10 protein-coding genes and 1 pseudogene are annotated in these 12,489 nt (G+C 45.9%); 8 read left to right on the top strand and 3 right to left on the bottom strand.

The annotated features are described in order from the left end of the window. Both bhcC and bhcD read left to right on the top strand, forming a co-directional pair. Positions 1 to 1,065, top strand: a 1,065-nt coding sequence (bhcC, locus tag ACTXGO_RS04885) for a 3-hydroxy-D-aspartate aldolase BhcC (RefSeq protein WP_443573522.1), incomplete at its 5' end; no start/stop codon positions are given. A gap of 174 nt (positions 1,066 to 1,239) precedes the next feature. After that, the gene (gene bhcD / locus ACTXGO_RS04880; protein ID WP_435950836.1) at positions 1,240 to 2,226 is read left to right on the top strand and encodes an iminosuccinate reductase BhcD; all 987 of its coding nucleotides are present in this window, start codon (positions 1,240 to 1,242) and stop codon (positions 2,224 to 2,226) included. A gap of 269 nt (positions 2,227 to 2,495) precedes the next feature. Here the strand turns inward: bhcD and ACTXGO_RS04875 are convergent, their stop codons facing one another. The 3 genes from ACTXGO_RS04875 to ACTXGO_RS04865 form a co-directional block, all read right to left on the bottom strand. Next, positions 2,496 to 3,698, bottom strand: a complete 1,203-nt coding sequence (locus tag ACTXGO_RS04875; protein ID WP_435950835.1) for a 3-oxoadipyl-CoA thiolase — start codon at positions 3,696 to 3,698, stop codon at positions 2,496 to 2,498. Positions 3,699 to 3,787: 89 nt separating this feature from the next. Then, positions 3,788 to 5,374 (bottom strand): 3-hydroxyacyl-CoA dehydrogenase, encoded by a 1,587-nt coding sequence (locus ACTXGO_RS04870; protein WP_435950834.1) that lies wholly within the window; start codon positions 5,372 to 5,374, stop codon positions 3,788 to 3,790. Positions 5,375 to 5,419: 45 nt separating this feature from the next. After that, positions 5,420 to 6,196 carry an enoyl-CoA hydratase gene (locus ACTXGO_RS04865; protein ID WP_435950833.1) on the bottom strand — a complete coding sequence of 259 codons (777 nt, stop codon included), beginning with the start codon at positions 6,194 to 6,196 and terminating at the stop codon, positions 5,420 to 5,422. Between the two features lie 254 nt (positions 6,197 to 6,450). Here ACTXGO_RS04865 and ACTXGO_RS04860 point away from each other — a divergent pair, with 254 nt between their 5' ends. From ACTXGO_RS04860 to ACTXGO_RS04835, 6 genes and pseudogenes are all read left to right on the top strand, one after another. Continuing rightward, positions 6,451 to 7,605, top strand: coding sequence for an acyl-CoA dehydrogenase family protein (locus tag ACTXGO_RS04860; RefSeq protein ID WP_435950832.1), 1,155 nt, complete (start codon positions 6,451 to 6,453; stop codon positions 7,603 to 7,605). Positions 7,606 to 7,641: 36 nt separating this feature from the next. Continuing rightward, positions 7,642 to 8,469, top strand: a complete 828-nt coding sequence (locus tag ACTXGO_RS04855) for an IclR family transcriptional regulator (protein WP_443541629.1) — start codon at positions 7,642 to 7,644, stop codon at positions 8,467 to 8,469. A gap of 339 nt (positions 8,470 to 8,808) precedes the next feature. Further along, on the top strand, positions 8,809 to 10,341 hold the full coding sequence (locus ACTXGO_RS04850; protein WP_443573520.1) for a DUF4331 domain-containing protein: 1,533 nt from the start codon (positions 8,809 to 8,811) through the stop codon (positions 10,339 to 10,341). Positions 10,342 to 10,368: 27 nt separating this feature from the next. After that, positions 10,369 to 10,650, top strand: a complete 282-nt coding sequence (locus ACTXGO_RS04845) for a hypothetical protein (RefSeq protein WP_443541633.1) — start codon at positions 10,369 to 10,371, stop codon at positions 10,648 to 10,650. A 75-nt stretch (positions 10,651 to 10,725) separates the two neighbouring features. Further along, positions 10,726 to 11,916, top strand: coding sequence for a tetratricopeptide repeat protein (locus ACTXGO_RS04840; protein WP_443573518.1), 1,191 nt, complete (start codon positions 10,726 to 10,728; stop codon positions 11,914 to 11,916). Continuing rightward, positions 11,913 to 12,489 (top strand): annotated as a pseudogene (locus tag ACTXGO_RS04835) (HupE/UreJ family protein); the annotation flags it as partial. The gene ACTXGO_RS04840 and the pseudogene ACTXGO_RS04835, both read left to right, overlap by 4 nt.

Genomic DNA, 12,489 nt, shown 5'->3' with positions numbered 1-12,489 from the left:
CTTGATTTAGACGCCCTTGAGCGCAACATCAAAAAAATGGGCGACTACGCCAAAGACCATAATATGCGTCACCGTAGCCACGGCAAAATGCACAAATCCGTTGATGTACAAAAGCTGCAAGAAGAGCTTGGCGGCGCAGTAGGTATCTGTAGCCAAAAAGTATCAGAAGCAGAAGTGTTCGCCCGTGGTGGTATCAAAGATATCTTGGTATCCAACCAAGTTCGTGACCCTGCAAAGATTGATCGCCTAGAAAAATTGCCAAAACTTGGCGCAAAAATCACCGTTTGTCTTGATGACGTCGATAATGTGGCTGAACTATCAGAAGCAGCTATTAGAAACGATACTGAGCTGAACTGTTATATCGAGATTGATTGCGGGGCTGGCCGCTGCGGTGTCACCACCACAGAAGCGGTTGTTGAGATTGCCAAAGCCATCGATGCGGCGGACAACTTGAAGTTCACGGGTATTCAAGCCTATCAAGGTGCGATGCAGCATATGGACAGCTATAGCGACCGTAAAGCCAAAACCCAAGTCGCTATCGATCAAGTCCAAGAGGCCGTTGAAGCGCTTGAAAAGATTGGCCTAAAACCAGAGTTTGTCTCAGGCGGCGGTACCGGTAGCTACTACTTTGAGAGCAACTCAGGGGTCTATAACGAGTTGCAGTGTGGCTCGTACGCCTTTATGGATGCAGACTACGGCCGTATCCTAGACGAAGACGGCAACCGTATCGATGCTGGCGAGTGGGAAAACGCGCTATTCCTGTTAACCTCAGTAATGAGTCATACCAAGCCAGACAAAGCTATCGTTGATGCAGGTCTAAAAGCTCAATCCGTCGATAGTGGCCTACCCTTTATCTATGGTCGCGACGATGTTGAATATGTGAAATGTTCAGACGAGCATGGCGTAGTAAGCGATCCAAATGGCGTGCTAAAAATCAATGAAAAACTAAAATTAGTACCAGGACATTGTGATCCTACTTGTAACATTCATGACTGGTATGTTGGCGTACGCGGCGGCAAGGTTGAGAGCGTATGGCCAGTATCTGCTCGTGGGCGCGCGTATTAACGCGCTTACTAAGCGGTATAAACCTAACTGCAGAAACTTGAGTTTCTATAAAGGCTGCGTGTTGTCGCACAGTTTTGATATTTTATCGAATCGGGCACAACGTACTGCCTTTCGCTATTTATCGCATTGATTTTGCAGTAATTCTATATAGACAATATATAAAAAGGAGCTTTTATGAGTGACCATAGTGAAGGATTAATAATCGTCTCAGAAGAGGCTTGTAAGTCTGTGATTGATCGCCAATCTGCATTTATAGCAGTTGAGAGCGTGTTCGCTTCTATGGCAAGCGGTGATGCCTATAATTTCCCTGTGATTCGTGAAGCAATTGGCTATGCTGATGCATTATATGGCTTTAAATCTGGCTTTGACCGTGCTGGTAAATCACTAGGTTTAAAATCAGGTGGTTATTGGCCAGGCAATGCCGCTAAAGGCTTGACCAATCATCAGTCAACGATTTTCTTATTCAATCCAGATAATGGTAAGTTGCGCGCCCTCGTCGGTGGCAATTACCTAACGGCGGTACGTACAGCGGCCGCCTCTGCCGTGTCGATTGCCCATTTAGCGCGCACAGATAGCAAAGTATTAGGTATGATCGGCGCCGGTCATCAGTCTACTTTTCAGCTGCGTGCTGCTCTTGAGCAACGCAATTTTGAAAAGGTAGTGGCTTGGAACAAGAACAAGGATCGCCTCAAAACCCTACAAGCCGTCGCTGAAGAGATAGGCGTACCGTTTAAATCAGTGGAGCGCGAAGAGCTTTGCAAGCAGGCTGATGTAATCATCACGATTACCTCAGCGTTTGAGCCGCTGCTTATGAAAGAGTGGATCAAATCTGGTACACATATCGCCTGTATGGGTACTGATACGGTCGGAAAACAAGAAGTCGATCCTGCCTTGATCGCCGCCGCTACCGTATTTACTGATGAAATCGCGCAATCGATTAGCCTTGGTGAGGCTCAGCATGCGATTAAGTCTGGTGCTATCAAAGAAAGTGATATCACTACTCTTGGTGACGTCATCAACGGTGAACATGCAGGTCGTAGTAATGATGATGAGATTACCTTGTTTGATGGGACTGGTGTTGGCCTGCAAGATTTAGCAGTTGCTTCTGCTGCTGCTAAGCTTGCACTTGAAAAAGGCGAAGCCCAGCAAATCTCGTTATAATCAGCAAACTAGCTATTGTATTTTAGAACCGCCAAATCATGAGCTTACTTGGCGGTTCTATTTTTGCTTAATCAAACCCGACCAACATGCTTTGCGTGCAGCTGTGACAGACTATTATCAATGCCTCTACTGTTTAATCTGTACTATTTCGAATAGACTTTGTCTTTACAAAGCTGACATTCTCCTTCTAGTTTACATTATTAACTACCGCAACTGACTGCGCGTTATTTTGAAATATATTGAGTATGAACCAAATACTATCTAACCGCTCACACCCGCTCTATCACCATAGCCAGCCCTTGCCCAATACCAATGCATAAACTGACTACCGCGTATTGTCCGCCCGTGCGCTGTAGCTCGCGCGCCGTACTTAAGGCTATGCGAGCACCTGACGCACCAAGCGGATGACCGACCGCAATCGCGCCGCCATTTGGGTTAACGCGGGTGTCATCAAAGTCGATATCCAAACCCTTTAGACAGCCTAGTACTTGGGATGCAAAGGCTTCATTAATCTCAATGATGGACATATCATCAAGGGTCAAGTCAGCGCGTTTGAGTGCTAGCTTTATCGCCTCAACGGGGCCTACGCCCATAATATTTGGCTCAACGCCCATCGCGCCAGAGGATAAAATCTTGGCAATAGGTTTAAAGCCTAGTTTTTCTTCTGCTTGTTTTGAGCCAATAATCAGCGCAGCGGCGCCATCGTTAATACCTGATGCATTCCCTGCTGTGACCACGCCATTCTCATTCAACGGTTTTAGCTTTTGCAGTGCTTCTACCGTAGAGCTAGCGCGAGGATGCTCATCTTCCGTTATCGCTTTGTCTGGTAATTTTTTACCTTGCGATACTGTGATTGGCGTTATTTCCTCATCAAAGAAACTAGCTTGTTTGGCGGTTTGATATTTCGCTTGCGAGGCGGCTGCGAATTTATCGGCTTCTTCTCGGCTGATGTCGTATTTGCGCGCGACATTATCACCCGTTTGCGGCATGCTATCGCCACCAAATTCTTTGGTTAAAACAGGATTAGGAAATCGGCTACCAATAGTGGTATCAAATACTTTAAAGTCACGACTAAAAGGCTGCTCGGTCTTGGCAAAGACAAAGGGCGCGCGGGTCATGGACTCAACGCCACCTGCCAAAAATATGTCCCCTTCGTTGCAAGTGATAGCGCGCGCGGCATCAATGACAGTAGATAGCCCTGACGCGCATAGACGATTGACGGTTTGACCGGGCGTGGTGACATCTAGTCCCGCTAGTAATGCGGCATTGCGTGCGATGTTGCGTGAGTCTTCACCCGCTTGGTTGGTGTTACCGATCAGTACTTCATCAAAGATGTCGCTGGGCAATTGGTGTTTTTCAACCAAAGCTTTGATCACTGCCGCAATCATATCATCAGGACGCACAGTGGCAAGTGCGCCGCCATGGCGACCGAAAGGACTTCTTAATCCATCATAAATATAAGCGTCTAACATCACTGTTCCTTGTTGTGTTTTAAGAGTTGCTTCGATTGAGATATAGAGTTCATCAAACTGCTTTAGTTTTTAGCATTAAAGATCTGGCATTAAAAATTACTCTGCTGCGTAAACAGCGAAATACTAAGCTTGGCACGGCGCTGTAACCACGGACTAGGACGGTAACGCGGATCACCTGTTAGAGCATAAACACGCTCTAAGATAAGTAAAATACGCGAAGCACCAAGCGCGTCACCCCACGAAATCGGACCGAACGGATATCCCAAGCCAAGCTTGATGGCATTGTCGATATCCTCAGGCGTCGCTATGCTTTGCTGCGCCATATCACAGCCCAAATTAATCACCATCGCCATAACTCGCTGCGCCACAAAGCCCGTGCTTTCTTTAATTAGCGAAGCACCAGCTGAGCCTTCATTCAAATTATTATTTAAGCTTTTACCGAATAAAGTATCAGCCTGCGTGACAAATTTGTCCTTTGTAACGATACTTGGCATCAACGTACGATGCTTAGATAAGTCCGTTAGCATATCGATGGCAACCGCTTGTTGAGGGTTCACTTGATAGCGAATAGCGGCATTGGTGGTATCTTCGCCATAAATCGCCAGTAATACCAAACTGCTAGGGTTTGGGGTATCGTTATTATCGATAGTGATGTCATTAGCGTTTAGGTAATCAACCAGCTGTTGTTTATCTGCCGCTAAATCCGCGCCAATCCAAACTGAATTAACGGCTTTGTCAGATACAGCGTTAGACAAAGACTCTTGAGCGGTATCTGCTGTCACCTTTTTACTATCTTGCTTTTTATTGTCTATGTACTGATAAAAGCCCTCACCCACTTTACGACCAAGCTTGTTACCCTCTAGCATTTGCCGTGTTAATGGATGCGGGCGATAGCGCGGCTCGAAGTAATATTGATTATAAATCGATTCCATAACCGGATGCGAGACATCGACGCCTGTCAGATCCATCAGCTCAAACGGTCCCATACGAAAGCCTGCGCCATCGCGCAAAATACGATCAATCTGCTCAAGACTGGCAACGTCCTCGCCTAGTATTTTTAACGCCTCTGTACCAAAAGCTCTACCGCCATGATTGACGATAAACCCTGGCGTATCCTTTGCGACGACGCCTAAATGGCCTATACGTTTGGCTAAACTGGTAAGCGTTTGGGTTACTGCAGGCTCGGTTGAGAGACCTGGGATTACCTCAACGATTTTCATAAGCGGTACAGGATTAAAGAAGTGAAACCCTGCTACCCGCTCTGGGTAAGTACAAACCGAGGCAATGGCGGTCACTGATAGCGATGAGGTATTAGTTGCTAAAATGGTATCGGTAGGAACAAGGCCTTCTAATTGCTTAAACAGCTGCTGTTTGATCTCTAAATTTTCAATAATGGCCTCAACAACAATATCCACTTCAGCAATTTGTGCGATATCCTCAATCACCGTTAGATTAGCCAAAGTCGCTTGCAATTGCTCATCGGTAAACTTCCCCTTAGCCGCAAGTTTTTTAAGTGTCGCTTGAAGCGCTTGACGTCCTTGCTCAGCGGCTCCTGTTTTGGCATCAAATAACAATACGTTAATGCCCGCTTGCGCTGCGATTTGGGCAATACCCATACCCATGATGCCCGTGCCAATAATGGCTAATGATTGCATATCTGATGATGTGATAGTCATAGTATTCCTTTATATGATTTAGTGGTGTCTTAATCCCTTAAACGACTACTGTCCTTTGTAGTTGGCATCACGCTTTTCCAAAAAGGCTTTTGCGCCTTCTTTTTGATCTTCGGTATCAAATAAAATCTGAAAGGCTTTACGCTCTAAAGCTAGAGCCGCTTGCAATGGCATGTCCACCCCAAGGTTGGCGACTTCTTTGATTTGGGTTAAAGCAATGGGCGAGTAGCCTGCCAACTGCTCAGCGATTTCTACAGCGCGCTTAATAGTCGCCTCATCGTCCACCACTTCAGACACTAGTCCCATTTGATCCGCCTGATCAGCGCTTATCATATCGCCCGTTAAGATGAGCTTCATAGCTTTATGCTTGCCAAGCAAGCGAAACAATCGCTGCGTACCTCCTGCCCCTGGCATCAGACCTATCTTAATCTCTGGCTGTCCAAACTTAGCCGACTTGCCCGCGACAATAATATCGGCATGCATCGCAAGCTCACAGCCGCCGCCAAGCGCATAGCCATTAACTGCGGCGATAATAGGTTTACGGCAATCGGTAATCGCGTCCCAATACTGTTCGCTATGACGCAGATAAACATCGACTGTCTTTGCAGTCAAAAAGTCATTGATATCAGCACCCGCGGCGAATACTTTATCACCGCCAGTGAGTACGATAGCTTTGGTCTTTGAGTCATTATTTAATCGAATAAAAATCTCTGCCATCTGCGCGCGTAACTCAGCGTTTAGGGCGTTGCGAACTTTAGGACGATTGAGGGTTATTACACTTACGCCACTATCTAATGTCTCACAGGTAATGATGGACTCTTCCATGATGCTATCCTTATTTGTTGTCTTGCGTATATTAATACAACACTACTAAAATACCGCACTGCGGTTCTTGAAACCGAAATTGTTGTAATCTGCTTTAGTATAGATTATGCTATTTGGCTCATACAAGCTCTTTATGTAAAACCGTTATTTGTGCTATCGGTTATTTGCACTATCAGTTTTTTATATTATTAGTTATAAGCGTCAAACTTATCCAAACTATTCTCACATTCAGTCACACCAGACAAGGAAGTCCCATGATTAGAGATCAAGAAGTCCTCGACCATATCGTCAATACCGTTCGTCAATTTGTCAACGATCAGCTCATACCTAATGAAGACTGGGTCGCAGAAAACGATCGCCTGCCAGAAGAGATCATCAGTCAAATGCGCGAGCTGGGTCTATTTGGATTGACCATACCAGAAGAATACGGCGGTCTTGGACTCACGATGGAAGAAGAGGTCATCGTCGCTTTTGAGATGGGACGCACCTCCCCTGCGTTTCGCTCGCTTATCGGTACCAACAACGGCATTGGCTCCTCAGGTCTGGTCATCGACGGCACCGAAGATCAAAAGCAAAAATATCTACCCAAACTTGCCAGCGGCGAGATTATCGGCTCGTTTTGTCTGACTGAACCCGAAGCAGGCTCGGATGCCGCCTCCTTGCGCACTACTGCTATCAAAGACGGCGATACTTATGTCATTAACGGCACTAAGCGCTATATCACCAACGCACCACAAGCAGGCGTCTTCACGGTGATGGCGCGTACCGACCCTCAGAACAAACGCGCGGGCGGGATCTCTGCCTTTATCGTTGAAAGCGATACCCCAGGCATTACTTTAGGTAAAATCGATAAAAAAATGGGACAAAAAGGCGCGCATACTTGTGATGTGATCTTTGATAACTGCGTGGTGCCAGCAAGTGCTTTGATCGGCGGCGTCGAGGGTGTCGGCTTTAAGACGGCGATGAAAGTGCTGGATAAAGGTCGTTTGCATATTGCAGCGGCCAGTACTGCGGCGGCCTCTCGCATGTTAGATGATGCGCTGCGCTACGCTGTCGATCGCAAACAGTTTGGTCAACCGATTGCCAGTTTTCAGCTGATTCAGGCGATGCTTGCTGATTCAAAGGCTGAGATTTATGCGGCCAAATCTATGGTGCTCGATGCCTCGCGCCTGCGTGATGAAGGTAAAGATGTGGTGACTGAGTCCTCCTGTGCTAAGATGTTTGCCACTGAGATGTGTGGACGCGTAGCCGATCGCGCAGTACAGATTCATGGCGGCGCCGGTTACATTGCAGATTACGGTATTGAGCGTTTTTATCGTGATGTGCGTCTGTATCGTCTGTACGAAGGCACCACGCAAATTCAGCAAATTATTATCGCTCGCAATATGATTAAAGAAGTGAGCGAATAACCTCAACCAAGAATACTACCTACAATACTACGCCCTATGACGATTCGTAATACTACGAGCAGCGCTCTTGAGCTGCTAGAGCCTATAAGTGAGATGAAAGATCAAAGCGATCGGCAGTTTGTCACCGCACTCGCTCGCGGGCTTGAGCTGCTACGATGTTTTACCCCGCAGCAGCCCATGCTTGGCAATCAAGATCTCAGCCAATTAACAGGGCTGCCTAAAGGCACAATTACGCGTCTTACCTATACCTTAGTCAAACTCGGCTATCTAAAACAATCTACTACCAGTAGCAAGTACCAACTGGCAGCTGGCGTGTTGGGCTTTGGTTATACCATGATGGCAAATATCTCTATTAATAATCTTGTCACGCCTTACATGGCGGATCTAGCAGAGTACGCCGACAGCGCCGTTGCCATGGCAACCCGCGATCGGCTGATGATGGTGTATCTAAACGTCGTGCAAGGCTCTAGCACCACAACCATGCGCCGTAATGTCGGGTCGTACTTGCCTATGCACTCTAGTGCGATGGGACGTGCTTGCTTAGCGAGTATGCCACCTGCCGAGCAAGACTTTATTATGAATGCGATTCGTAGTAAGCACGATAAAGACTGGTCAAAAATCAAGTCGAGCCTAGAGCAAGCGTTTAAAGACTTTGAGAACTTTGGCTATTGCTTTTCATTTGGCGATTGGCAAAAGGAGGTCAATGCTGTGGCCACGGCCATCATGCATCCCACTGAGGGCCTACTCACCTTTAATTGCGGCGCGCCAAGCTTTGTGCTTAGCCGTACCAAGATTGAGCAAGTCATTGCTCCGCGACTGCTGCATATGAAACACAATATTGAGAGTAATATTTATGGGGTTTAGTTGACCTTTAATATAATACTCAATGTTAACAGTCCATAACTTCACTATTTTCCTTCACTCAATTCAAAATAAAACCGCTAAATATTTGTTTATATTAAAAATTTTAATAAACGATTATCTAAGCTATTTTTTTGTCAAAGTGCAAATCTTTCAAAATGTAAGTATTTGTAATATCCGACGAACGTAGCAATAAACCCGATAGATATACAAATATTTAAGACTTTTTGAGCGTATACTCAATAACAGCTATGATGCTTATATATTAAAATCATCATAGTTTCAATGTCTTAACTAAAGTTCTAAACCCCATCTCACTTCAGTTTCTTTACAAGGATACGTATGAAACACACGACCAAAGCGTTAATAGCAGCGGTAACTCTGTGCATGAGTGCAAGCGCAGTAGCCTCAAGTCACCGAGAAGCCCCTTCTATTACTAAGACTCCTAAAGTCGATGCTACCGACTTTTATATGTTTAACAGCTACGAGAATAATCGTGCAAACTTTGTCACGATTATCGCCAACTATCTGCCATTACAAGACGCCTATGGCGGACCGAACTATTTTGCCCTTGATCCAGATGCCCTGTATGAGATTCATATCGACAACAATGGCGATGCGGTCGAAGATATTACCTTTCAGTTTAACTTTACGCAAAATTTGAACAGCATCGGGCTTGACACTGATAACGATCCATCAACGCCAGACGTTGCTGTTGCTTTGTCTAATATTGGTGATGCGTCAAACAAATCAAATCTACAAACCACTGAAAAGTATGAAGTCACAATGGTGAAAGGCGATCGCCGTAGTGGCAATCGGACGTCTTTAGGTACTTTTGATAAGCCATTTGATTATATCGGTACCAAGTCTTTCGCTGACTATCCTAATTATGCTCGAGGATTTATTAACGATTTGACCATTCCAGGCTGTAATACTAAGGGTAAAGTGTTTGTTGGTCAGCGCGCTGAAGGTTTTGCTATTGATCTAGGCAGAGTATTTGATTTAATTAACCTTGATCCCACACTGTCGCGTGATGGTGGAACTAATATATTAGCAGACAAGAACGTCACCTCGATTGCGATGGAAGTACCTAAGGCTTGTTTAACTGCTGGTTCTGACCCTGTCATTGGTGCATGGACAACAGCGAGTGTGCGTCAAGCAACTTTAGTCAATCCAAATCCTGGCTCCAGTATTAGCACTACAGCCAAAAAAGGCGGTGCATGGACACAAGTGTCAAGATTAGGTATGCCGCTAGTTAATGAAGTGATTATCGGTTTAAAAGACAAAGATAAATTTAACGCCTCAGAGCCAAAAGATGACGCTAACAACTTTGCACCTTATGTCCTCTACCCTACGCTTCCAAAACTCATTGAGACTTTGTTTGCAGCACCAGCACCGACTAACCTTCCGCGTCAGGATCTTGTCACTGCCTTTTTAACAGGCGTACCAACGGTCAACAAACCTGCTATTCCTGCTAATACAGACCAAGTGCTATCAGAAATGCTGCGCCTAAATACTAGTATTCCTGCTGTAGCCGCTAATAATCAGAACGATCTAGGACTACTTAGTCTTATTCAAAGCGTTCAAACTGATGGACGTCCTAGTACTGGTGTTGATACTGCTGGATTTCCAAATGGTCGACGCCCCGGTGATGATGTCACCGATATTGCTTTAAGAGTCTCTATGGGTGCATTGTGTCATTCAGGTTTGCCAAATACTGTTATTCCATGTGCACCTGCAGATGCAAAAGCGGGTAAAGCGTTACTCACTGATCGTGCACTTAAAACGGCTACCGAGTTTGACTCAGTCTTTCCTTATCTAACGACTCCTAACGCAGGTAGCGGAAATTCAGATTCAGATTCAGACAGCCGATAAGCTGACGCTAACTCAAGGAGAAATACGATGCGCTATTTACTTTTAGCAGTATTGGTTACAGGTTCGGCGGCTCTGACAGGTTGCTTTGGTGATAATGATAACGACAATTTTGACCCGCCAAGCCAAGTGGATAATGATCTTATCAAAGATCAAGCCAATGCACAGGATGCAGTAAACAAGACCTCTGCTGTGATTGATGCTAGCAATAATGTCAATACCGATGAGCCGCAAGACATCGACAGGATTATGTTGTCTGACGCCAATCGAGCAGAGCCTATCGCTATCAAAGATCCTAACGCCTCTTTATAGTGTTCTGCAAAAAACCCTAACACCTGATCGGATTTCTGATCAGGTGTTTCTTTACGTTTTGTGAGGAGTACTCTTATGCTATGGACAAAATCTGTGATTGGCTTGCTCATTTTACTGTTTAGTAGTCAGATATTGTATGCCGCGCCCTTTATACCGACAGACGATATGCAAGTCCTTGAGACTCTGCCGTCAGACTCCCCGCCTCCTCGTTATAGCAGCGCCTCTGATCTGACAGCTCCTGCTCATACTGGTAATAACGACAATGCTCGGCAGCTACTAGAACGCGCTTATTTAGAAGGCGACCCGCGCGCGCTCGGTCAAGCACGCGCGCAATTGGATCAAAGCGAAGATCAAAGCATAGAGACTCTAATGCTGCGAGCACGAGCATTGCAGTCGGATCACAAGTTTGCTGAGGCAAAAGAGATACTCGGTCAAATACTGAGTCAAAACCCCGCGTATCCAGATGCCCTATTAACCCTTTCCTCATTGCTGGTTGTACAAGGACAGTTTGATGAGGCTACGGAGTACTGTGACCGATTAAGTGATCCTTCGCTACGTGTATACCAAGCCGCTTGTATCGCTCAAATACAAAGTATGACGGGAGATCTTAGTCAAGCTAACCAGACCTTAGATGGACTTGCAGCAATCGCGCCTGGACTTGATCCATCAACGGCTCGCTGGATATATTTGATGCAAGCTGATGCTGCCCTGCGTAGCCAAGATACCGCACTTGCCAAGCAAGTCTTTGCGGTGATGGATGAGCAAACCGTGCCAGCACTGATGGCGCGTGCAGATTGGCTACTAAGCATCGGTGAGTACCAACAAGTAATCGATTTGCTACAAGATCATACTGATAAAGATGCACTGCTACTGCGTCTTATCGATGCGCAAATGCAGTCGGGAGACCCCAAAGCGGATACAAACCTAGCACTTATGAAAGAGCGTATTGACGTGTGGCAATTGCGCGGCGAAAACGCCCATACTCGCGAGCAAGCGATGTATGCTCTGCTCGCTGAGCAAACGGACGACGCACTGAAGCTTGCGCGGAACAACTGGCAACAGCAGCGCGAAACGGCTGATATTGTGCTATATGCAACCGCCGCTATCAAAGCGAGTAGTCAACAAGATATCGATATTCTCCAGCAATTTATCAGTGATACGCAGTTTGAGTATCCTGCACTTGAGCAAGCACTGCGCTTAGGCAAAATAGATAAGTGTCTTAACTGCACTGTCACGCAGGCGATGAATAAGGATAAGTCTCTATGAGCACGTATAAAAAACTCTCATGGCGTCATGCTTATCATTATTTGACGCTATCTTTACTGGCGATACTGCTAACTATAACGGCGACTGTAGCGCAGGCGCATGAGTCGAGTACTGCTTATCTAAACCTAAATTCAGTCGATTCTGAAAGCCAGTACGCCGCTCAGTATGAGTTATCGCTTCGAGATTTAGCGCTACTTATAGACATAGACCCAAACCAAGACCGTAATGTAAGCTGGGCGGAAGTCAAAGCGCAAGCACCGCTTATAGAGGCGCTTATTGCCTCGCAAGTGGTATTGCAAAGCGGTGGTCAACCTTGTCAAATCACTGCTTTTGAGCCTTTAGCGATCAATACCCGCGGCGGATTTAACTATCTGTATACAGATTTTAAGTTTGACTGCGCCTCTTCTATTGACATGCTTGATTATCAGATACTTTCAGGTATCGATGCCAATCATCGCTTGCTATTGACTAAGGCAAGTGATGATACTTCGCTACAAGTGCTCTCTGTAGGACAGCATCCGCTAGGGTCGCAGGCAGATACCGGTATGCTGGCTATGGCCTTTAACTTCTTAA

Source organism: Psychrobacter sp. T6-1 (assembly GCF_052258445.1).
This window is presented reverse-complemented; position numbering and strand designations above follow the sequence as displayed.